The sequence below is a fragment of the Mycoplasma sp. 3398 genome (genome assembly GCF_053851555.1).
This window is the reverse complement of record NZ_JBSQAW010000003.1, coordinates 18,057-42,058: the sequence shown is the minus strand read 5'-3', so window position 1 is coordinate 42,058 and position 24,002 is coordinate 18,057. Positions and strand designations below refer to the sequence as shown.

General features: G+C 29.1%; 19 protein-coding genes and 2 tRNA genes. 4 read left to right on the top strand and 17 right to left on the bottom strand.

The window, feature by feature from the left end; all coding sequences use genetic code 4:
• Nucleotides 1-49: 49 nt before the first annotated feature.
• The gene (gene ychF, locus ACWXVK_RS01630) at nucleotides 50-1,153 is read right to left on the bottom strand and encodes a redox-regulated ATPase YchF (RefSeq protein WP_444705057.1); all 1,104 of its coding nucleotides are present in this window, start codon (nucleotides 1,151-1,153) and stop codon (nucleotides 50-52) included.
• A gap of 109 nt (nucleotides 1,154-1,262) precedes the next feature.
• On the opposite strand from ychF, the gene ACWXVK_RS01625 reads away from it, so the two are divergent.
• Nucleotides 1,263-1,841, top strand: coding sequence for a thymidine kinase (locus tag ACWXVK_RS01625; RefSeq protein WP_456017035.1), 579 nt, complete (start codon nucleotides 1,263-1,265; stop codon nucleotides 1,839-1,841).
• A gap of 4 nt (nucleotides 1,842-1,845) precedes the next feature.
• Here the strand turns inward: ACWXVK_RS01625 and ACWXVK_RS01620 are convergent.
• The 14 genes from ACWXVK_RS01620 to ACWXVK_RS01555 form a co-directional block, all read right to left on the bottom strand.
• Nucleotides 1,846-1,921 (bottom strand) — tRNA-His (locus ACWXVK_RS01620).
• A 155-nt stretch (nucleotides 1,922-2,076) separates the two neighbouring features.
• The gene (locus ACWXVK_RS01615) at nucleotides 2,077-3,864 is read right to left on the bottom strand and encodes a hypothetical protein (RefSeq protein WP_456017034.1); all 1,788 of its coding nucleotides are present in this window, start codon (nucleotides 3,862-3,864) and stop codon (nucleotides 2,077-2,079) included.
• A 91-nt stretch (nucleotides 3,865-3,955) separates the two neighbouring features.
• Nucleotides 3,956-5,494 (bottom strand): hypothetical protein, encoded by a 1,539-nt coding sequence (locus ACWXVK_RS01610; protein ID WP_456017033.1) that lies wholly within the window; start codon nucleotides 5,492-5,494, stop codon nucleotides 3,956-3,958.
• A 71-nt stretch (nucleotides 5,495-5,565) separates the two neighbouring features.
• Nucleotides 5,566-7,842, bottom strand: a complete 2,277-nt coding sequence (locus tag ACWXVK_RS01605) for a hypothetical protein (protein ID WP_456017032.1) — start codon at nucleotides 7,840-7,842, stop codon at nucleotides 5,566-5,568.
• A 57-nt stretch (nucleotides 7,843-7,899) separates the two neighbouring features.
• A complete protein-coding gene (locus ACWXVK_RS01600; protein ID WP_456017031.1) occupies nucleotides 7,900-10,368 on the bottom strand; it encodes a hypothetical protein in 2,469 nt (822 codons plus the stop codon).
• Between the two features lie 280 nt (nucleotides 10,369-10,648).
• Complete coding sequence (locus ACWXVK_RS01595) at nucleotides 10,649-11,020, bottom strand: hypothetical protein (protein WP_438340708.1); 372 nt, start codon at nucleotides 11,018-11,020, stop codon at nucleotides 10,649-10,651.
• Between the two features lie 2 nt (nucleotides 11,021-11,022).
• On the bottom strand, nucleotides 11,023-12,489 hold the full coding sequence (gene atpD, locus ACWXVK_RS01590; protein ID WP_456017030.1) for a F0F1 ATP synthase subunit beta: 1,467 nt from the start codon (nucleotides 12,487-12,489) through the stop codon (nucleotides 11,023-11,025).
• On the bottom strand, nucleotides 12,473-13,357 hold the full coding sequence (atpG, locus tag ACWXVK_RS01585) for an ATP synthase F1 subunit gamma (protein ID WP_444705052.1): 885 nt from the start codon (nucleotides 13,355-13,357) through the stop codon (nucleotides 12,473-12,475). The genes atpD and atpG overlap by 17 nt, the downstream gene beginning before the upstream one ends.
• Nucleotides 13,336-14,919 (bottom strand): F0F1 ATP synthase subunit alpha, encoded by a 1,584-nt coding sequence (gene atpA / locus ACWXVK_RS01580; RefSeq protein ID WP_438340705.1) that lies wholly within the window; start codon nucleotides 14,917-14,919, stop codon nucleotides 13,336-13,338. Before atpA ends, atpG begins: the two co-directional genes overlap by 22 nt.
• A gap of 13 nt (nucleotides 14,920-14,932) precedes the next feature.
• The gene (locus ACWXVK_RS01575; protein WP_438340704.1) at nucleotides 14,933-15,463 is read right to left on the bottom strand and encodes a F0F1 ATP synthase subunit delta; all 531 of its coding nucleotides are present in this window, start codon (nucleotides 15,461-15,463) and stop codon (nucleotides 14,933-14,935) included.
• Nucleotides 15,464-15,465: 2 nt separating this feature from the next.
• Complete coding sequence (locus tag ACWXVK_RS01570; protein WP_438340703.1) at nucleotides 15,466-15,996, bottom strand: F0F1 ATP synthase subunit B family protein; 531 nt, start codon at nucleotides 15,994-15,996, stop codon at nucleotides 15,466-15,468.
• Between the two features lie 42 nt (nucleotides 15,997-16,038).
• The gene (atpE, locus tag ACWXVK_RS01565) at nucleotides 16,039-16,347 is read right to left on the bottom strand and encodes an ATP synthase F0 subunit C (RefSeq protein ID WP_438340702.1); all 309 of its coding nucleotides are present in this window, start codon (nucleotides 16,345-16,347) and stop codon (nucleotides 16,039-16,041) included.
• Between the two features lie 29 nt (nucleotides 16,348-16,376).
• Nucleotides 16,377-17,171 (bottom strand): F0F1 ATP synthase subunit A, encoded by a 795-nt coding sequence (locus tag ACWXVK_RS01560; protein WP_438340701.1) that lies wholly within the window; start codon nucleotides 17,169-17,171, stop codon nucleotides 16,377-16,379.
• Nucleotides 17,164-17,616, bottom strand: coding sequence for a hypothetical protein (locus ACWXVK_RS01555; RefSeq protein ID WP_438340700.1), 453 nt, complete (start codon nucleotides 17,614-17,616; stop codon nucleotides 17,164-17,166). Before ACWXVK_RS01555 ends, ACWXVK_RS01560 begins: the two co-directional genes overlap by 8 nt.
• Before the next feature lie 216 nt (nucleotides 17,617-17,832).
• Between ACWXVK_RS01555 and ACWXVK_RS01550 the strand changes: the two genes are divergently transcribed.
• A complete protein-coding gene (locus tag ACWXVK_RS01550) occupies nucleotides 17,833-19,995 on the top strand; it encodes an ATP-dependent Clp protease ATP-binding subunit (protein ID WP_456017029.1) in 2,163 nt (720 codons plus the stop codon).
• A 34-nt stretch (nucleotides 19,996-20,029) separates the two neighbouring features.
• Here the strand turns inward: ACWXVK_RS01550 and ACWXVK_RS01545 are convergent.
• Nucleotides 20,030-20,105, bottom strand: a tRNA-Lys gene (locus tag ACWXVK_RS01545).
• A 304-nt stretch (nucleotides 20,106-20,409) separates the two neighbouring features.
• Between ACWXVK_RS01545 and ACWXVK_RS01540 the strand changes: the two genes are divergently transcribed.
• Nucleotides 20,410-22,023 (top strand): ABC-F family ATP-binding cassette domain-containing protein, encoded by a 1,614-nt coding sequence (locus tag ACWXVK_RS01540; RefSeq protein WP_456017027.1) that lies wholly within the window; start codon nucleotides 20,410-20,412, stop codon nucleotides 22,021-22,023.
• A gap of 42 nt (nucleotides 22,024-22,065) precedes the next feature.
• Here ACWXVK_RS01540 and ACWXVK_RS01535 read toward each other — a convergent pair whose 3' ends face one another.
• Entirely contained in the window at nucleotides 22,066-23,319 is a 1,254-nt protein-coding gene (locus tag ACWXVK_RS01535) for a CNNM domain-containing protein (RefSeq protein WP_438340697.1), read from the bottom strand.
• A 102-nt stretch (nucleotides 23,320-23,421) separates the two neighbouring features.
• Here ACWXVK_RS01535 and def point away from each other — a divergent pair, with 102 nt between their 5' ends.
• Nucleotides 23,422-23,979: a peptide deformylase gene (gene def / locus ACWXVK_RS01530; RefSeq protein ID WP_438340696.1), complete on the top strand. Its 558-nt coding sequence runs from the start codon at nucleotides 23,422-23,424 to the stop codon at nucleotides 23,977-23,979.
• Nucleotides 23,980-24,002: the final 23 nt, after the last annotated feature.

Below are 24,002 nucleotides of genomic sequence, written 5' to 3'. Positions count from 1 at the left end.
ATCCCTGTCTTTAATAAACAAATACATTATGAAAATTTCTTTTGTAATTTTATTTAGCTATCTTAAAATAACAAACATCTCCATCCTTCATTAGATAATTTCGGCCTTCTAGCATCATTTTACCTGCTTCTTTCGCTTGTTTTTCACCACCACAAGCAATATAGTCATCACACTTAATAACCTCAGCTTTAACGAATTTCTTTTCAAAATCAGTATGAATAATTCCGGCACATTCAGCCGCATTCATTCCTTTTTTAAACACTCAAGCTCTTGTTTCAACTTCTCCAACAGTGAAATAGGTAGCTTGATCTAATAAATAAAAACTCTTAGATATAAGTTCGGCAAGTCCGGATTTATCGATATTATATTCATTTAAAAACATTGTTTTTTCTTCATTTAAAAAGCTAGATACTTCATATTCAATTTTTATACAAATTGGAATTATATATTCATTATTTTTTTCTAATTCTTGTTTTAATCTTAAAAAATGTTTTGCTTCTGATAGGTTTTTGTATGAATTTGCATCAAGATTAGCAACATAAATAGTAGGCTTAATTGTAAGAAATTGATAATTTTTAATAATTGCCAATTCCTCAGATGAAAAGTCAATATCCTTTAGCATTTTTTCATCAGATAAATAATCTTTAATTCTAACCAAAAGTTCATATTCTTTTTTTAATTCCTTATCATTTGAGTTAATTGCCTTTTTGCCAATACGCCCTAGAACATTTTCAACCATCTGCAAATCTGCTAAAATTAGTTCTAAATTAATTATTTTTAGGTCGGCCAATGGATCAATATGATTTCTCACATGAACTATATCATCATTTTCAAAACATCTAATTACGTGTACTATTGCATCCACTTCACGGATGTTAGATAGAAACTTATTACCTAATCCCTCACCCTTCGAGGCCCCTTCGACAAGTCCGGCAATATCAACAAATTGAAATGTTGCTGGAACAATTTTTCTAGCATTAACAAGAGATGCTAAACTATATAATCTTGAATCTTCTAAATTAACTATTGCAATATTAGGTTCAATAGTAGTAAATGCGTAATTAGCTGACTCTGCTTCATTTAATGTTAAGGCTGAAAAAAGTGTGCTTTTTCCAACGTTTGGTAATCCCACAATCCCTGCTTTTAATGACATAAAAACCTCCAATAAAGAAAAAATTTATACTAATAATTTTAATGTAATATAAGAAAATAATTTATTATTATAACAATAAATAACTCACAGAATTTAAGGTAGGTTTATTATGTATAAAAGATTCTCAAAAGGTATGATTGAGATTATCACAGGTCCCATGTTTAGTGGGAAAACCGAGGAACTACTAAGAAGATTAAGAACATTATCATATGCTAAATTTAATAGTTTAGTAATTAAGCCTGAATATGACAATCGTTTTTCTGATAGCGAAATAGTAAGTCGCTGTGGATTAAAAGAAAGAACTTTTTCAATTAAACGAATTGAAGATATTTATGAATTGCTTGACAAAGCTAAATATGATGCAATTTTAATTGATGAGGCTCATTTTTTTGGAAATAATTTAATTTCAGTAGCCGATGATTTGGCAAACAAGGGATATTTAATAATAATTGCTGGACTTGACCAAGATTATCGACGTCAACCTTTTGGACCGATGCCTAATTTAATGGCTATTGCTGAAACAATTACTAAATTGCATGCTATTTGCGTAATATGTCAAAATGTTGCAACTACTTCATATAGAAAAATAAAAAATAAGAGTTTAAATTTATTAGGTAATTACAATGAATATGAAGCTAGATGTCGTAAATGTCATTTATTAGGTGAAAATGTTCAAAAAATAAAATAAAAAATGGGGCGTTCGAAGGGGATCGAACCCTCGTATGCCGGAGCCACAACCCGGAGCGTTAACCACTTCGCCACGAACGCCATTTTCTAAATTGCTTTATTATTTTAACATAAATAAACGTTTTTTTACAAATTTTAGGTTTATTATCTACAATGTAAAGCAAATTTTATAAGTTTGAGTTTTTAGTAGTCGCAATCAAAAAACACACATTTATTTTGCGTGTTTTTTTGATAAATTAAGCTTTTGTATCTAATTGAAAAAGTTCAATTTCATAAATAGTAGAGTGACCTTTAAACTTAAATGGAAGAACAATTTTACCATCTGCTTTCTTTTCTAAGCAAAGTGCTTTTCTACTATTTTTCTTATTAGAATTATTTGCAAAAAGTATTTCTTTTTTATGTCAAAGATCAACAAATTCCTTTGAGAAAATTCCTGATCCAAGGTTTTTTGCTTTGTTTTTCTTGTTAGGTCTCTTTTCGGAGAACATAAAATTATTTTTTTTATCAAAAGTAACATAGCCAAAGTAATGATGTTCTCTTTCATTTGATAACCTACTATTTCCTTTTAATATAGTAATAATTGCATTTTTAACATCATCAGTAATTGAACTAGTTGATACAATTGACTTATTATTTATTTTATCAACTATTTTTTGTTGTTCCTCAGTTAGATTTTCCTTGACATTTGCATCCGGTTGTTTTTTCTTGGCATCTGTATTTTTATTTAAGTTGTTTTTTGCTTGCTCAAGTAAATTAGACAATTTTTTGGTAGCATCTTCTATTTTTTCAAAATCTGAATTATCTTGTTTAACAACTTCCTGTTGTTTTTTTAATTCATCGTCTAATTGCTTTTTAATATCATCATGTTTTTGGTTAGTAAGAGTTTTTGAATAATCTTCCACTTCTTTAGCTATTTTATTGAATGAAGCTAGTGCTTGTAGCTTAGAATCTTTTTCTTGTTGTGCATCATCAATATCCCTTTTTGCATTTTTGGCTTTAAGTGTAGCTTCAATTAATACTGATGAAATAGAATCAATTTGCTCCTTAGTACTTTTATCATTAATAGCATTTTCATTTTCTTGAATGACTTTATCCAATTCATCCTTTATTGCTTTATATCTAGAATCTGACTCCAATTCCTTGCTTATTTTTTTAGCGGCATTAAGATTATTATCAAATTCAACTCTTGCCTCGATTTCATCATCGATTGGTTCGGCCATTTTTTTTGCTTTTTCTGATGCATCTTTTAATTTTTTAGTTGCTGCTTCAAATTGTTCAGCAGTACTATTATCATTAATATTTTTAACTATTTCATTAACTTCCTTTTCCAGCATGGACTTTATTTCCGCATACTTAGGACCACTCAAATATGTTAATTGATCATCGATGATATCTTTTTGCTTTTTATATTCTTGTTTTGTTTTTTCTAAAATATTATTTGTATTATCACTACCGTGTTGTCCATCTATCATTTGTTTGGATTCTTTAGCAGTATCAATAGCATTGGCTATTTTATTTGCTGCTTGCTTGAATTGCTCAACACTAGACTTGTCAGAAATTTCTTTTTTAGCAGTATTAATAGATGATTCAAGTTTAATTTTAGCTTCCTTATACTTATCATCTAGCAACGAGGATAATAACTTATTTGCTTCATCCAATTTAGTGTTATATAAGGATTTAACAGCTTCTAATGAATTATTATTTTTTACATCTATAGTATTTTTCTTAATTTCACTAACTTGACTAACTAACTTTAATAACGCATCCTTAAAATTGGAATTTGTTGACTTATCAGAATTTAGCACCTTTTTAGCGTTATCGATAGCTTTTTTAATTTCTAGCTTTTGTGAACCATTAAGTTTCTTATTAGATTTTAATTCTTGCTCAAAGGTTTCGATTTGCTGAGATAGCTCTTTTTTAGGTTTAGCATGTAACACGATCCCTACTGATAAACCGGTTGCAAGCACGACAGCTGTACCGCTAATAGAACCTAACGAAATTAGCAATTTACTCGATTTTTTCATTTTAATTTTCTCCCACATTTTTAGCGCAAAAATTATTATTAGTGCAATTCATTTATTGTACAGGTTTTACCTAATTTATAACATAACTAAATTAGTTATTTGCCATTTTCTTTAATTCATCGCTAGTAAATAGTTCTATTTCATATATCTTATCGCTGCCTTTAAATTTAAAAGGTAGAACAACTTTGCCATCCTCCTTTAATTCAAGACATAACGCTTTTCTTCTGCTATTTGAACCGGCATATAAGACATCTTTTCTATTTATTAAATCCATAAATTCTTTAGCAAATAAATTTCCAAGATCTTTCTTTTTTCCTTTTGAATTTTCAGAAAATTGCAAGATTGGTTCTTGTCCTTTTGTTGGCCTCTTGTAGCTTAAATAGCCAAAGAAGTATCTCACATGTTCATTTTTATCATGACTTTTAGGAGATTTGTATATTTCAATAATAGCTTTTTTAACATCCTCACTAATGGTGCTATTATTTAAAATTGTTTTATTTTTTATTTTTTCAACTAATGCCTTTTGCTCAGCTGTTAAAGTTTCTTCTGTAGTATCTGCTTTTTGTGCGTCTCTTTTGATTTGTTCAAAGAATTTTTTAAGGCTTTTAGTAATATCTTTAACTTTGCGAGAAGTTGTATTTTCCTGATCTACAATACTTTTTTGCTTATTTAACTCAGCCTCTAATTTATTTTTAAGACCATCTTGTTCAGGCTTTTTTAATGTCTTAATAAACTCTTTAATTTCATTTTCTAATTTATAAAAATCGTCTTTTGCTGCTTTTTTAGTATCATCAGTTTTTGATTTATTATCAATTTTTTTCTTTTCTGCCTTAGCTTGATTAATTGCGTCATTAATTTCATTTGTGGCAGCAAGAAATTCATCCTTAGAACTTGATTCAGTTATCGTTTTTTTATTTTTATTAACTTTTTCTTCTAATGTCTTCTTAATAGTTGCGTATTCAGGTTTTGCTTCTAATGTTTTAATTAGTTCATTAGCTTTAGAAATAACTTTGCCATATTCTTCTTTAGCATTTTCTAAATTTTTATTAGAATTATTTAAATTATGAACATCAATTGATTGTTTTTCACTATTAGCAGTTTCGATAGCACTTATCAATGATTTAGTAGCATTTTCATACTGTTCTTTTGTACTTTTATCGCTAATTTCTTTTTTTGCTAAATTAATAGATGATTCCAATTTTGTTTTTATTTCTTTATATTCATCTTTTGAAAGCATAGTTAGTAATTCGTTGGCTTCATTCAATTTAGATTCATATATTTTTTTAGCTTCGCTTAATAATAAATCAGGTTTTGAATCAAAGCTTTTTTTCCTAATCTCACTAACCTGACTAACGAGTTTTGATAATGCTTCTCTAAAATTAATATTTGATGATTTGTCAGAATTCAACACTTTCTTAGCATCATCAATTACCTTTTTAATCTCGGTTTTTTGTGATTCGTTAAGCTTACTATTAGATTCTAATTCTAATTCAAAAGCTTGAATTTGTTGTGCTAATTCTTTTTTTGGTTTTGCTTTCATAACTAAACCAACCGATAAACCGGTAGCAAGTAAAACTACTGCGCCTGTAATAGAACCTAACGTGATTCATAATTTACTTGACTTTTTCATTTTTTTTATAATCTCCCTAAATTTAAAAATAAATTTTACTAATCAAATTTATTAAATCATTTAAACTGTTATTATTCTACAATGCTAGGATTTGTTTTAAGCATATTCTTTAATTCTTCACTTTTGAATAACACTATTTCATAATTTTTTTCATGTCCCTTAAATTTAAAGGGCAATACGACAGTTCCGTCTTCTTTTAATTGAAGCGATAAAGCTTTTCTGGCGTTGCTTGCTTTTGATGAAGTTGGAAAAACAATTTCTTTATTTAATACTAAGTTAACGAATTCACTAGCAAATATTTCATGGCCAAGATTTTTCGCCTTAATCTTGCCTTTTGGTCTTTTTTCTGAGAATTTAAAATCATGAGTTTTTTTATCAAAACTTATATATCCAAAGTAATAATTTACCTTTTCTTCATTAACTCTAGATTTCTTTTTAAATATTTCAATAATTGAATTTTTTACATCCTCGGTAACGGCAGCTTCTTTTATAATTGTTTTATCCTTAATCTTATCAACTATTTTTTGTTGTTCTGGATTTAAATTTTCTGATGCCTGTTCGCTTTTTTGAGATTCTCTCTTAATTTGATCAAAGAAAGTCATAAGTTTCTTTGTAATTGTTTGAATTTTTCTTGCTGTTAAATTTTCTTTATTAATGTCATCTTTGCTTTTTTCTAATTCAGCTTCAAGTTTCATCTTAAGTTGAGTATGCTCAGGCTTTGTTAATGATTTTTGAATAAATTCAGTAATTTCAATTTCAAGTTTTTTAAATTCAGCTTTTGCTTCATCAATTTTTTGTTTTAAAATTTCTTTTTTATCTATTTCCTTTTTTTCATTATTAGCAGATTCGATAGCAGTTTCTAATTCCTTAGTTGCACTTTTATATTCTTGATCAGTAGTTTTATCATTAATCTTTGCTTTAATTTGGTTTAATGAATCATCTAATTTTTTCTTGACATTTTCGTATTTAGCTTCCTTAAGAGAACTTGATAATTCCTCAGCCTCCTTTAATTTTTCTTCATAATCTTTTTTGGCATCAACCTTTGGTGTGGTTTGCTTATCAAGTTCTATTTTTGCTTTTCTTGCATTGTCAAAAGCTTCTTCTAGTTTTTTTATTGCTTCTTTAAAATCATCAATGGTGCTGCTATCACCAACACTATTAACAATCGCTTGAACTTCTTCCTGTAATTTATCTTTTATATCTTTATATTTGTCACCAGCCAATTCGACATCATATATATCAAGAAAATCATTGGATAATTTATTATAAAAAATCTGTTGTTGTTCTTCTAATTGGTGTTGTATTCTATCATCAATTGTTTTTTTATCATTCTTAGTTTTTTCTATTAATTCAGTTATTAACTTTGTAGCACTATCATATTGTTGTTTAGTACTCTTGTTTGTAACTTGATCTTTTAATTTCTTAAATGATTCATCAAATTTTTGTTTAATATCTTTGTATAAATCACCATCAAGTTCTTTTGATAATTTATCTCCTTCACTAATTTTTTCTTCATATTTATTTTTAGCTTCCAATAAATTCTTTTCTTCCAAATCAATTTGCTCTTTTAATTTCAAAGCTTCATCTATTGCCATTTGTAATTTAATTTTGGCTTCATCATAATCATGTTTTTTACTTTTATTATTTAAATTATTAGTTATTTCTTTGATGGATAGATCTAATTTTGCTTTAACATCATAATACTTATTAGCTAAAAGCTTGTTTGATAGTTCTTTTGCTTCTTTAACTTTGTCATTAAAATCATTTTTAATATTTTCGAGAGTATCAATTTCTTGTTTAGCTTGTATAGCTTCTTTTATCGCTACTTCTAGTTTTTGTTTTGCTTCGTCATAGTCGCTTTTTAAACTGCCATCATTTATATTTTTTGTTGACTCATAGATAAATAAATCAAGTCTAGATTTAATGGCTTCATACCTTGGAGATGATAATAATATTTGTAATTGTTTAGCTTCTTGTAACTTGTTATTATACGATTTTTTTGCAAACCTCTTTAACTTGTCAATATCCATTTCTTCAGTATTTGGATTTTGTTTAATTTCTTCAACAGAATTAACTAATTGCGCAATGGCATTTTCAAAATTTAAGTTTTGTGAAGAAGCGCCAGAAAGAAAAGCCTTGGCAGCTTCTATTGCCTGCTTAATTTTTGTCTTCTGGTTTTCGTTAAACGAAATATTATTTTTTAATTCTTTTTCATATTGATCAATCTTTTGAATTAAAACATTTCTAGGCATAGATTGTTGTACAGTATAGATTGATATTCCCGCGGCTGCAGCAATAGTTCCAACATTGGCTCCGCATAATGCAATTAATAATTTACTAGACTTCATTACGTACTCCTTATTTATAAAAATAATTACTAATTATATATTTAAAACTCATTGAACTTATTTATAGTCACTAAGTTTCTCATTGCTTGTAAATAATTCAATTTCATATACCTTGGTATGATCTTTAAACTTAAATGGCAATACTATTTTTCCATCACTTTTTAATTCAAGAGCTAACGCCTTTCGAGCACTTTTACCTGTTTTATTAGTTGGAAAAATTATTTCCTTTTCATGGACAAGTTTGATAAATTTCTCATCGAAAAATCCGATACCAAGATTCTTATGTTTTATTTTGCTTTTATTCTTTTTAGTAGGCTTTTTCGACGAGAACTCAAAACTATTATTTTTAAATTCAATGTATCCGAAATAATAATGAAAATTTTCACCAGATACTTTGCTATTGTCTTTAAGTACTTCTAAAATATGTTTTTTAACTTCTTCTGTAATTTTATCTGCCTTTAATAATGTTTTATTATTTAACTTATTAACTATATCTTTTTGTTCTTGCGTTAATCCATCATCAGGTTCTTCGTCCTTGTTTGCTTCAAATTTAGCTTTTTCAAATAATTTTGTAAGTTTTTCCATTGCGTTTTTGATTTTATTAGGTGTTGATGATTCACTATTAACTATTTGTTTTTGCTTATTTAATTCATTTTCTAAATTAGTTTTAATGCTCATTTGACTAGATTTTGTTAATGTTTTTAAAAAATCTTCGACCTTTACTACCAAGGCCATAAATTCTGCTTCAGCATCCTTTTTTTCTTTTTCAGTATTTAATTTCTTATCAATTTTTTTCCTTTCTGACTTAGCTATTTTGATGGCTTTATCTACCTCACCAATTGCATTACCAATTTCTTCTCTAGTATTATTCACATTTACTGAATCTTTCTTTTCTTTAACCACCTTTTCTAAATCGTCTTTAATATTTTTATATTTATTGTTACTACCGAGCTCGGTAACAATTCTTTCTGCTTCTGCAACTTTTTCATGCAATTTTTCTATTAATTTTAATCTAGCTCCAATTTCTAGTATTTCATCATAAGCGTTAGCAATTAACTCTTCTAATTCCTTAGTTGCTTCATCATACTCTTTTTTTGTATGTTTTCCACTACCTAATTTAGTTTTTATTTCTTCCACTTTTGAATGCAATTTGTCTTTGACTGAACTATATCTACTATCTGAAAAATTATCATTTTCAAACTTTTCTGCCTCTGCAACTTTGGCATCATAAACTGCTTTTGACACTTCAGTTTCCAAAATTGTTTCTTTGGCTTTTTTGGCTTTTTTAATTGCCTCTTCTAATTTATTAATAGCATCATTGTATTGATCTTTTGTTGATAAACCTTGTGATGCATCTTGAACCTCTTTATCAAATGTAGATTTGACTTCAACAAATTTAGATTCTATTAATTCTTTAGATAATTCATCAGCTTCACTTTTTTTAGATTCAAACGCCTTTTTGGCTTTTTCTAATTCAGAATCTTCGCTATCATCAATCATTTTCTTTTGCTTATTAGCTTCAGTAATAGCATCTTCTAATTCCTTAGTTGCTTCATCATGCTCTTTTTTTGTATGTTTTCCACTACCTAATTTAGTTTTTATTTCTTCCACTTTTGAATGCAATTTGTTTTTGACTGAACTATATCTACTATCTAAAAAATTATCATTTTCAAACTTTTCTGCCTCTGCAACTTTGGCATCATAAACTGCTTTTGACACTTCAGTTTCCAAAATTGTTTCTTTGGCTTTTTTGGCTTTTTTAATTGCATCTTCTAATTTATTAATAGCATCATTATATTGATCTTTTGTTGATAAGTTTTGCGATGCATCTTGAACCTCTTTATCAAATGTAGATTTAACTTCAACAAATTTAGATTCTATTAATTGTTTAGATAATTCATCGGCTTCACTTTTTTTAGATTCAAACGCTTTTTTGGCTTTTTCTAATTCAGAATCTTCGCTATCATCAATCATTTTCTTTTGCTTATTAGCTTCAGTAATAGCATCTTCTAATTCCTTTGCAGCTCGGTCATATTGATCCTTTGTAGTTTTATCATTAATTAAATTGGTGTTTCTTTGAATAGTTCCATCTATTTTTTTCTTAACTTCTTCATATTTTGAATCAACTAATATAGAAGACAATTTCATAGCTTGCTGCAACTTTGCATTATATCTATTTTTAGAATTTTCCTTTTCTTTAATATCTGGGACTGGTTCAAAATTTTGTATGATCGCTTCATATGAACTAACTAATTGCGAAATAGCATTTTCAAAATTAGCATCATCCATGTTTTGCCCAATAAGAACCTTATTAGCTTCTTCGATAGCTTGTTTAATAGCAACCTTTTGTTCTTCACTAAGTCTTTTATTAGTTACCAATTCTTCTTGAATTTCTTTAATCTTTTTAATCAGAGCGTTTCTTGGTTTTTGTTTAATAGTTGTAGAAATAGAAATTCCTACTGATGCAATAATAGCACCCACATTAAGGGTACATAATGTTATTAATAATTTACTAGATTTTCGCATTCTTTAATACCTTTATGAAAGTTTAAGTTGTAATTTAATTATATATATTATATATTGTAGTACAGAGTGAAAATAATCATTATTTTCTAACTTGTTTTGGAATTTTTTTTAAAGAAAATTTAGGGTTTTCTTTAGGTTTAATGTAAAAATCTAATTTATAGTTATTTTTATAGTTTTTTATATTGGCTAATATATTTTAAATATCTACTAGCAGTTAAACTAACGCCAATAACTTATTTGAGTCCTTAAAAAAATAAATAAAATACAGATTTCTCTGTATTTATAGTTTTTTATTTTGTTCTGCCAATTTCTTTTTTAAAACAACTTCTTCAATAATAGTATATTTCTTTTCATTTGTTTTTTTAAACTTGATTTCTGTGTCAATTGGTTTAACGTCAATATTATTGACAATCAATGAAAGCAAATTATCTCTAAATTCAACAATCCCACGATCGATGTAAAAAATCCGGTTATTATTATCTTGATCTTTAATAATTATTTGTGAGGGAACTAATGCCGCTAAAAATGGAACAGCATCTTTCATTAGACCAATTTGCCCCTCAGTAGTGGTAAATGTTACGATACTACCTTTACCTTGATAATATACACAATTTGGCGTTGTTATAACTATTTCAATGAATTTATCATTCATAACTATTTGTCAAATATATATCCAAGGTTTTTAGCTTTTTCAATAACATCTTCAATAGTACCAACATATAAAAATGCTTCTTCTGGTAGATCATCATATTTTCCGCTTAAAATTTCTTTAAATGATCTAATGGTATCTTGTAATTTAATGTATCTACCCTTTATACCACTAAATTTTTCAGCAACAAAAAATGGTTGGGACAGGAAACTTCTTATTCTACGTGCTCTAGCAACAACCTTCTTGTCTTCCTCTGATAATTCATGCATACCCAATATTGCAATAATATCTTGTAATTCCTTAAATCTTTGCAAAATATTTTGTACTTCTCTCGCAGTATTGTAATGATCTAAACCAACGATATTAGGATCCATCATACGTGAATTAGAACCCAATGGATCAATAGCAGGATAAATACCTAATGCTGCAATATCACGATCTAAAACAGTTTTCGCATCTAGATGAGTAAATGTGGTCGCAGGAGCAGGGTCAGTAAGGTCATCAGCAGGAACATAAACTGCTTGAACAGATGTTATTGATCCCTTATTTGTAGAAGTAATTCTTTCTTGCAATTGCCCCATTTCGACTGCTAATGTTGGTTGATACCCAACGGCAGAAGGCATTCTACCTAGCAATGCCGAAACTTCTGAACCTGCTTGGGTAAATCTAAAGATATTATCAATGAATAAAAGCACATCTTGGCCCATTTGATCACGGAAATACTCGGCCATAGTTAGTGCAGTAAATGGCGCTCTCATTCTAGCGCCTGGAGGCTCATTCATTTGTCCAAATACTAATGCAGTTTTATCTAAAACACCACTTGCCTTCATTTCGTGGTATAAGTCATTACCCTCTCTTGTTCTTTCACCAACACCAGCAAATACTGATAAACCACCATGTTGTTTTGCAATATTATTAATCAATTCTTGTATTAAAACAGTTTTGCCGACACCGGCCCCACCAAAAAGACCAATTTTTCCACCTTTAATGTATGGTATTAATAGGTCAATAACCTTAATACCAGTTTCAAATATTTCTAAAGTGGATTTTTGTTCTTCAAAACTAGGTGCGCTTCTATGGATAGGCATTTGTTGCTCAAAATCGCCTCCTAGCAAGTCAATAGGTTGACCTAAAACATTAAACATTCTTGAAAGAATTTCCTTACCAACAGGTGCAGTAATTGGTCTTTTAAGGTCCAATACCTTCATGCCACGTCTTAAACCAATGGTTAAACTCATGGCTATTGTTCTTACAGTGTCATTACCAATATGTTGAGCAACCTCAAGAATTTGTTTGTTGTTAGGGTTTTTTTCATCAATAACTTCCAAGGCGTTAAGCATTTTAGGTGCAGTGCCTTCCTTAAATCTGACATCAATAACAGCACCAAGAATTTGGGTAATAACACCATAATTTAATTCATTATTTTTTTTATTAGTCATTTTCTTTATCCTTTCTTTAAGATCCGACACCATTAACAATTTCAGTCAATTCTTGTGTTATCTTTGATTGACGCGAACTATTATATTCAATTTTTAATTCATCAATAAGGTCCTCGGCATTATCAGAAGCCTGTTCCATTGCTGTTCTTCTTTGACTAGTTTCTGCCAATTTTGCATTAGTTAAAGCATGAAAAATAGATGCTTCAAAGAATATTCTAAATGAGTTAATTAAAATGGTTTCAGGGTTGGGCTCAAAAACAATCTCCCTGATCCCTTTATCTTGGTGAAAACTTTGGTTATTTTTTTCGATTTTGCCAATCGTGTTTGCTGAAATTGGAAAAATTTCTTGAACGACAGGATCGGCCTTTAATGGGTTTTCATAATTGGTATAAATTAATTTAACTGAATTTAAAAGTGATATTTCTAAAACATCATAAATCTTATTTGAAATCACTTGAGCTATTTCATATGTTGGATTATCACCGATTTGTGTTAAGGTTTGAATAATGTGATATTTTTTATTTTTTTCAATTAGGCTTAACAATTTAGAGCCAATAACAATCAAAATATCTTCACCTGTAACAACTTCATTTATCATTTTATACATTTCGGAATTGAATGATCCACATAGACCTAAATCACTCCCAAAAATAATATATAAATTACGACGATTGCTAAATTTTCATGCATGCTTATTTAATAATTTGTCAATATCCTGCGTTGAATTTTTTACAAGATTAATAAAAATAGCTTCAACATTTTTAAAGTAAGATTTAACCTCACTAATTTTGTTTTTAATTTTTGAAAACTTAGCAGTGGCTACAAGTTCCATAGCCTTCGTTATTTTTTTGGTAGAATTAATTGAATTAATACGTTGCTTTATTTTTTGCAAGCTTTCCATGGTAATTCAGGGATAGGCATAAAGTTTTCAGGATTATATAGGGGAATAGTCTTTATAAACAGGTCATTAAATAAAATGATTTGATTATAAATTTCTTCAATTAATTCATTAGTTCAATCATTAGATTCATCGATCTTTCTCATGATTTTTATTGCTTTAGGTTCTGTTGCAAAATAAGTTAGAATTTCTTGACGATATTTAATAATGTTGTTTTTAGGGATTACATTAATTAAGCGATACTTAGCAAGGAACAATAAGATAATTTGTTGACCAGGAGAATATGGTGAAAATTGTGACTGTTTCAACAACTCATAGACCTTAGCACCATGTTCCAAAATAATTCTTGTATTTTGGTCTAAATCAGAACCAAATTGTGCAAATGCTTGCATTTCATTATATTGAGCTAATTCTAGCTTTAAACTTGACACCACCTTTTTAGTCATTTTGGTTTGCGCGGCTGAACCAACTCTACTTACAGAATAACCAATATCAATTGCAGGTCTTTGTCCAGAATTAAATAAAGATTCTTTGGTAAAAATCTGACCATCAGTAATTGAAATAACATTAGTTGGAATATATGCTGAAATATCTTCAGCTTGTGTTTCGATAATTGGCAAGGCAGTTATTGAACCGCCACCATAATCGTTATTTAGTTTTGCAGATCTTTCTAGTAATTGCGAATGTAGATAAAAGACGTCACCAGGATATGCTTCACGGCCGGGAGGTCTTCTCAATAATAAAGATAATGTTCGATAGGCAACGGCATGTTTTGATAAGTCGTCATAAACTATTAAAACACTTTTACCTCTTGCCATTCATTCCTCAGCAATAGTTACACCAGTATAGGGTGCTATATATTGCAATGGCGCACTTTCAGAAGCTGATGCTGCAATGATAGTTGTGTATTTCATTGCATCATTCTTTTCAAGCTGATCAACAATTTGGGTAATTGTTGAATTTTTTTGGCCGATAGCCACATAGATACAATAAACATCTTTGCCTTTTTGGTTTAATATCGCATCAATGGCAATGGCTGTTTTTCCTGTTTGTCTATCACCAATAATTAGTTCACGTTGTCCTTTTCCAATAGGAATTAAAGCATCAATTGCCAAAATACCAGTATGTAAGGGTTCTGAAACTTCCTTACGTGTCATAACACCAGGCGCAATTTTGAAAATTGGTCTCTTTATTTCGCTATTAATTTTACCCTTACCATCAATTGGTAATGCTAGGGCATTAATAACACGGCCCAATAAAGCGTCACCCACTTGAACCGAGATAACGTTGTGTGTTCTCTTGACATGTGAATTTTCCACAATATTACGATCATCGCCAGTAACAACAACACCAACCAACTCTTCTTCAAGATTTAAGGCCATACCAACAATACCGCAATCAAATATTACTAATTCACCATATTCAACATTAGTTAAACCACTAACTAGAGCAATACCGTCACCAACAGTAATAACTCTACCTACTTCATCATAACTAACAGTTTCGTTGAAATCTTTAATTTGATTTTTAATGATAGCTGATAAATCACTGGGTTTTAAAGCCATATCTTTCCTTTCATTATTCTAATGATTTTATCTTGTTTAATTTTCCCAAAACAGAGTTATCAATCAAGTACTCGTCTACTTTTATTCTTATTCCACCGATTAAATCAGGGTCTATATGATTAGTTAAAGTAACTTTTGCATTTAGATCAGATGAAATCTTTTTTTCAAGGTTTTTCATCTTATCAGTACTTAATGGTTTAACTGAATATACATAACCATACTTAATATTTAATTTTTCATTTGCTAATTCAATAAAGCGATGAAATATAATATCCATATATTTAACAATATGTTTTCTGGTTGCTAATTTAATAATATTTAATATATATGGATGGTATGAATCAAAAGCCTCACTAATTAACATAAACTTTTTTTCTTCCGTTATATCAAAAGAATTTAAGATTTTTAAATAATCTTTATTTTGTTTCAAAACCTTAATAATGTCAGCAGTCTGATTAGTAATTTCCTGAAGTTGATCAGACCCATTAGCTAAATCATATAAGGCAAATGATCAATTATTAATTACTTCATTTAATTCAGTCATATCTATTTCTTAATAACCTCATTAATCATTTTGACATTATCAGCATCTTTTATTTCACGGCCAATAATTTTTTTAGCAATTTCAACAGCATTTTCCATAATAATTTTCTTTTGCTCTTTACTGAATTCAACACGCTTTTTATTAATCAAAATTTCTGCTTGTTCTAACATCATTTCAGCTTTTTTCTTCGCAATAGCTGAACCACTATTTACAATTCTTTCACTTTCAGCTTTTGCATTATTGATAATAGTTCTTGCCTGATTAGTAGCCTCAATTATTTTTAAATCATGTTCTTCTTGTATTTTTAGTGCTTCATCTTTTGCTTTAATTGAAGCATCAATATTACTTTGAATTAATTCTTGACGCTTTTTAACCATTTTCTTAATTGGTTTATATACCAAAAAAGTAATAATAATGGTTATTAGCATTAACACAATTAAAGAAAAAACAAATAGAGGCCAATTAAATGTTAAGCCAGAGAAGGTTTTTTCTAATTCTTCACTAACTCCCCCTTTACCTTCAGGGGCTTTCATAAGATAAGTTAATACTCTCATATAAATCAAAAAATAATTTAACTATACAAAGATTAATAATAAAGCAATAACTAAACAATAAATTGATGCAGTTTCAACAATAGCTAAACCTAAAATTAATAAAGTACGAACTTTAGATAAAGCTTCTGGGTTTCTACCAACAGCTTCACAGGCTTTAGCAACGGCCATACCTTGACCAATCGAAACAAATCCAGCTCCAAAGATTGCTAACCCGGCACCTAACATTGTTAAACCGTATGCAAAGGGGTAATTTTGACCGCTAGCATCACCGGCTTTACTTGGGTCAAATCTATTAATAACATCTGAAATTTTATCTAATTTATCAATCATTTTTTTTCTCCTATATTTTTAAAAATATTTTAATTACTTTCTTGAATTAATTGTTTATTAGCGATAATTTTACTTTTTCAATCTCTAATTTTTTTCTTATGTTTTTCCTTAACGTCTTCCTCAGCTGCTTGCGCCCAATATGACATTGTCAACACTACAAAAACAAATGCTTGAATAATACCATCAAATAAATCAAAATAAAGATTAAATGCCGGCAATACCACAACACCAAATGGATTGAATGTCGAAGCTTCAGCACTAACATCAAGACCAATAATTTTTGCTCATATATTGTTTAAGAAAATTGTTGCCAATGAAACAAGAACAACTCCCCCAATGATATTTCCATATACCCGGAAAGTCATAGAAACAATTGGTGAGAAATTTGAAGCAAATTCTAATGGATTTAGCAATTTAATAATATGCTTAATTTTGTTATAAGCTATCCCAACACCAGCCGTTCCTAATCAAGACACCACTGTGGCAGCTAAAACCGCAGATAAACTCGAGCCAACCGGAGCAAAACCAACTAATGATAATATGTTTCCAAAGAACATAAACACAAATAATGATATTAAGTATGGATTTGCTTTATCAAACTTCGATTCATGTGTATCACTAAAGAAATTATCTCCGCCGATAATAGCTGTTTCAACTAGGATTAAAGCAGCATTAGGTGCCTTGTCAACTTTTTGTCGTTTTACTGCTACATAAATTAAAACTGACAAAATAAGAACAATAAAAACTAAGGATATTAATGAAAATATTTGATTACTATTAATTTCTGTCGAACCAAATCAATTAATTTTTAGTAATTTATCCATTTAGCTCCTTTCTTTTATTAACCATAGTAACAACGGCCCACACTATTGAAAAAATGGACAATAGAATATAAGGTGCTGTCATTGTGATTGTATTAAATGGAAAAAAAGCAGCATTTAAACCGGGATAGTCTTTGTGAAGGTAGGTATTAATATAAATAAAAATAGCAAATATTGCTCCATTAAAAATATTCAACGCAAAAAATATAAGAACAGAAATAAGCATCCTTATTTTATAATGTTTTTTACCTTGAACATTAATACTATTTTTCACAATTTTTAGGATCACATATACTGATAATAAAAATAATAAAAAACTAACTATACCCACTAAATACCCTAACAATAACGAGTAGTCAAAAAATGACATTGATGAAAATATTAACAACAACGCAACATTTAATGTAGTATAAGTTATTCAAATTTTTTTTCCATGTGTTTTATTCATGCTCAAGTGGTTATTTTTATATTTTAATAACCTAATGTAAAATTATATTACTTTTGAATTTTTTGTTTTTATAAATATATTCACAAAATAATGCCAAAAAATATACATCCTTAAAACCTAAAATCAAATATGAAAAAATAGTTTTTTAGCACTTTAAGTAGTAGAGTGCTAAATTATGTTATAATTAATATATATTTAAATTAAGGAGGTCGAAATATGCATGCATCATGAACACCTGCAGAGGATAACAAAGAAGATAAAGACCCATTATTAAAATATGGCCGCAATCTTACTGAACTGGCTTTGGAAGGAAAGCTAGAACCAGTTATAAATCGCGACGAAGAAATAAGATCGTTAGTAAGAATCTTATCTCGCAAGACAAAAAATAACCCAGTTTTAATCGGGGAACCAGGCGTTGGAAAAACAGCAATTGTTGAAGGATTAGCTAAAAAAATCATTGATAACCAAGTGCCTGAAAATTTAAAAAATAAAAAAGTATACGAGCTTAACATTTCATCTATTGTTGCAGGAACACAATTTCGAGGTCAATTTGAGGAAAGAATTGAAGCTATTTTAAAAAGAATTAAAGATTCTAATGGCGAAATTATTCTTTTTATTGACGAAATTCATATGATCGTCGGAGCTGGTGGAACAGGTGATAGTAGTATGGATATAGGTAACATGTTAAAACCAATGATGGCAAGAGGACAATTACACCTAATTGGCGCTACCACTCTCGGCGAATACAGAAAACACATTGAAAAAGATTCTGCTCTCGAGAGAAGAATGCAAAAGATTTTTATTAATGAACCAACTATTGAGGACACCATTACCATTTTAAGGGGAATCAAAGAACGACTTGAAACTTTTCATGAGGTAAAAATCAAGGATGAGGCCCTAGTAGCCGCAGCAAACCTATCGGCCAGATATATCCAAGATCGTTTTCTACCTGATAAGGCAATAGACCTAGTAGATGAAGCCTCAGCATCTATTAAAACAGAAATGAAATATATTCCCGAGCCAATTGAAAAACTAAATTATGAAATAACTAAACTGGAGATCGAAAAGGCAGCAATAAAAAACTCTGTTGGTAAAGAAAATAACAACAATAATGACCGCATAAAACAAATAAATGAACATCTAACAAAAATCAAGGCAGAGCATAAAAAGCTGTCTAGTCAATGAGAAGAAGAAAAAAATTTAATTGCTAAACTATCCTCACTAAAAGACAATATCGAAGATTTAAAAAGACAGCTAAACACATTACAAAATGAAGGCAAATACCTTGAAGCTTCAAAAGTTATGTATGTTTTATTACCAGAACTTGATGATTCGAAAAAAGAAGTTGAAAACAAACTAACCAATTTGCCAAATCGTTTAATAAGAGAAACAATTGATGAGGAAGAAATTGCTGAGGTTGTAAGCAAATGAACTAAAATACCGGTAACAAAATTGCTTGAAAAGCAAAAAAATAAACTTCTTAAATTAAGTGAAAATCTTGCATTAAGGGTTAAAGGGCAAATAAATGCTATCAACCTAGTTTCAGAAGCTATCAAAAGAGCTAAAGCTAATATTAATGATCCTAATCGACCTATTGGTTCATTTCTATTTCTAGGGCCAACAGGTGTAGGAAAAACAGAACTTGCTAAAGCATTAGCATTCAATCTATTTGACAATGAAAACAATATTATTCGTTTAGATATGTCTGAATATATGGAAAAACATAGCATATCAAAACTAATCGGTTCGCCCCCAGGATATATTGGCTATGATGATAATGGCGGCCAATTAACAGAAAAAGTAAGACAAAACCCTTATTCAATAGTTTTATTTGATGAAATTGAAAAAGCCCATGCTGATGTTCTAAATATTCTTTTGCAAATATTGGATGACGGGATACTAAGCGACAATAAAGGTCGAAAAATAAATTTTCGAAACACAATAATTATAATGACCTCAAACATTGGGTCAGAGCAAATTATGACAAAAATGCCTAGCAAGGATGAAATTATAAAAATCTTGTTAACTAAGTTTAAGCCGGAATTTATTAACCGTATTGATGAAATTGTTCCATTCAATAAATTGAGTAACTCGGTCACAAAAGAAATTGTTGATTTAGAATTAAAAAAACTAGCCAACCGTATTTCGATAAATATTAAATCTGAGTTGCAATACGATCAAGGAGTTATCGAGTATATTGCAGATAAGTCATATAACACAGCTTTTGGTGCTAGGGTTATTAGAAGATTTATTCAAAACAATATCGAAAATAAACTTGCAGATTTTATATTACGCAACTCAATAGAAGAAGATTCGATTATTTATCTATCAATTGCAAACAATGAAATTAAAATAGAAATAGATCATGAAGGTAATTAAAAAAATACAAGGCAATTAGCCTTGTATTTTTATATGGTACATCCTGTGGGGATCGAACCCACGACCCAGGGATTAAGAGTCCCTTGCTCTACCTGCTGAGCTAAGGATGCATTTAAAATAATACCTAATAAATTATAAACAAATATCTTTGATGATATTAAAAAAAATAATTATTTATTGCAAATAAATGTAAGACTTTTCAGGAATGCAATAAATTAAACCAATTTTATTAATATTTCGCAAGACATAAAATACTATGAAATAATTAAAAAAGTCTATTAAAAGATTAAGTTTTAATATAAAAAGCAATATAAATCATGTTTATATAATCCGAGGCCTTCAATATAATATAAAAACCTACAAAATTTAGTAAAATTTTTTAGTTATATACTGATATATTTTAAGGAGTTTACTATGCTAGATGTTTGTGGAATAAGCAAAATCTTTCCAGATAAAAAATTATTTACCAATATCAATCTGAAATTCTTGCCTGGAAATGTGTATGGAATAATTGGAGCTAATGGTGTAGGAAAATCTACTTTTCTAAAAATTTTAAGTGGCGAGATCGAGGCAACTGAGGGTCAAATTATTAAAGAAAAAAATGCTCGTATGAGTGTTTTGAGCCAAAACCAGGATGAATTTAATGATTTTAATGTTACCGATGTTGTAATCATGGGCAATAGGGAACTTTATCAAATAAATATTGAAAAGAATAAAATTTATGAAAACCCTGAGGCTACAATGGAAGATTATGAAAAGGCAAGCCACTTAGAACAACTTTTTGGAGAAATGGGCGGATGAAACGCTGAAAATGATGCCCAAACTCTTCTTTCAAATTTAGGTATTGAACCTGAAAAATGAAATATGCAAATGTCTAATCTTAAAGCAAACGAGAAAGTTAAAGTTTTATTAGCAAAAGCCCTATTTGGAAATCCAGACATCTTGATCATGGACGAACCAACTAATAGATTAGATTTAAAGACTATAAAGTGATTAGAAAACTTCTTAATGGATTATCCAAATATTGTCATTGTTGTTAGTCATGATAGCGACTTTTTAGATGCAATATGTACCCATATCATTGATATCGACTATTCAGAAGCGAAGTTATTTGTTGGTAATTATTCATTTTGAAAGCAATCGAGTCAATTATTAGTTGAAATGCAACAAAAAACCAATCTAAAAAAAGAAGAGCAAGCACAAAAGTTGCGTGAATTCATTGCCAGATTTTCTGCCAATGCTTCAAAATCCAAACAAGCAACAAGCCGGAAAAAATTATTAGAAAAAATTGTGATTGATGAACTAAAACCTTCATCAAGAAAGTATCCATATATTAAATTTGAACTAAATAGATTGCCCGGAAAACAAATTTTAAATGTTCATAATTTAACATATAAAAATGAAAATGGAGACACACTATTTGAAAATGTAACTTTTTCCTTAAAACCTGGTGATAAAATGGTTATTGTAGGCAATGATGATATTGCTAAAACCAGATTCCTTGAAATATTAATGAATAGAAGAAAGCCAACTTCCGGGACTGTTGAATGAGGTATAACTATTTCTCCTAACTATTTTCCCTCAAATAATCAAGAATATTTTAATGAATCAGAAAGCATTATTGATTGATTAAGTAAATGGCCATTAAATAACACTACACAAGAAACAAAAGATAACAGTGATGCTAGAATGAGAGCATTTCTGGGAAGAATGTTATTTTCTAATGATAGTGTTTTTAAAAACGTCCAAGTAACAAGCGGGGGAGAAAAGGTTAGGTTAATGATGTCTAAATTGATGCTAGAAGAAAGCAACTTTTTAATTTTTGATCAACCTCTTGATCACTTAGATTCGGAGTCAATTGATAGCTTAATTGAAGGCGTTAAATCATATAAGAGCTCATGCATTTTTACAACCTATAATCGTGCTATGATTAAAGAATGCGCGAATGTTATTCTTGAAATAAAACCAAAATCAAGTTTCTTATTTTATGGAAATCTTGACGAATATGAAGAAGCTATGGGATATTAATTAATAAAATCCGGAAATTAGTTTCCGGATTTTTAAATTTAGCTAATTGCTTCAATCTATCTCGAAATAATCATATTTTTTTTCTCTTGACTTCTTTTCTAATACCAAAAATGTTATTTTGTCTTCAAGTTCAAATTTGGTATTTTTTCTTAATGAATGACCTTTTTTTGACTCAATCCAACTTGAAAGTGTTTGATTCTTTTCCTTATCAGTTAATTGATAATCGAGATATTCATAAAGCTCCAATTGTTTTCATAAAACCTTCATTAAAACAGAACCCTTAGCTTCGCATCTTTCAAGACTAATTTCGTAGATTTGTTCATCATTGTCATATTCGTCATATATTTCGCCAACAACTTCTTCAAGAATATCCTCGATAGTAATAATACCTATTGGTTTGTCATCACTGTTAGTTTCGGTAACGAAGGCCATTTGTGCGCGCGATTGTCTCAACTTTTCAAGTGCTGATGATAAGATTGAGTTAGCAGAAACCTTAGGAACAGTTTTAATATAATTTAAAATATTTCCTTTTTTAAGAAAAAATATATCCTTAAGCAACAATATGCCAATTAAATTACCATCTTTTTCAACTGGTATTCGTGAATAATTAGTTTCTCTAAACATTTTTAGTGCTTCTTGCATAGTAGCCTTAGAACTGATAAAATCCACATTTTTCATTTTAATATAATGCTGTGAAACCTTAGTTGAATCAAGATCTAAGACATTTTGGGCCATTGCAGATTCTTTAAATTCCAAAACACCCTCATCATGTGCGATATTTAATAAGTTTTTAACATCTTCCTCAGTATTGGTAATATAAATCTTCTTTCCAATTTTAGAAATAGGATATGTTATGGGAATAAATATTCAATATAACATTTCAATAAACCAATAAAATGATTTAACGGTTTTTTCTGGATAGCGCTTTGCAACCAATTTTGGCAATATTTCAGCAAATAAAACAATAATTGGTGTCATTACAATTGTTGAAATAATTGATGCCAAGCCTGCCTTAGGAGCTCCAAAGGCTTGTGTTAAAAGATAAACTAATAATGTTGAAGAACCAATATTTACCAGATTATTAGCAATCAGAATGGTTCCGAGTGTTCTATTAAAGAAATTGTGCTGTTTTAGAATTATTTTATATCTTTTTTGATTCTTTTCAATCATTGTCTCGATTTTGGCCTTGGTTAAAGAAGTATATGCTGTTTCAGTTGCGGAAAAAATTCCAGAACAAACGAGCAATATGGCTAGTAAAATTATTAATAAAGCGTAATGTCAAGGTTCGAGGTCCATCTAAATGTCTCCATACAAAAATTTAAAATATAACTATCATTAGTATTATATAATAGCAAAAATAATTATTATTTATATTTAAATATTTTATAATGTTATATTATGTTTAAATTTGAAGATGTTAGTATAGTGCAATTACCTAAAAAAATATTACGAGAAAAATCAAAAGATGTAGAAATTCCCTTATCACAAGAAAATATTGATTTGATTGAAAAAATGATTTTTCATGTCAGCGATAGTCAAAAACAAAATACAAAATTTAGACCAGCTGTCGGTGTCGCTGCTATTCAATATGGAATACCAAAAAACATATTTTATATTCTGATAGTTGATAATAATAACAATGTGATTTTTAATGATGCCATAATAAACCCAAAACTTATTGGTCACTCAGAGCATAAAATTGCCTTATCGGAAGGTGAAGGATGCCTAAGTGTTAGCGAAGATTGACCAAATCAGGAAGGCTTAGTTCCTAGATATGCAAGAGTTATTTTTGATGGATATTCATATATGGAAAAGAAATACAAAAGATTTGAAGCAAGTGGTTATAGCGCAATCGTATTTCAACATGAATTTGACCATTTACAAGGTGGATTATTTATAGATAGAATAAATAAAAAGAGCCCATGAGCAAAAGACAAAGATTTGCAAGTTTTGTAATAGAAAAATAGGTTAGATAATAA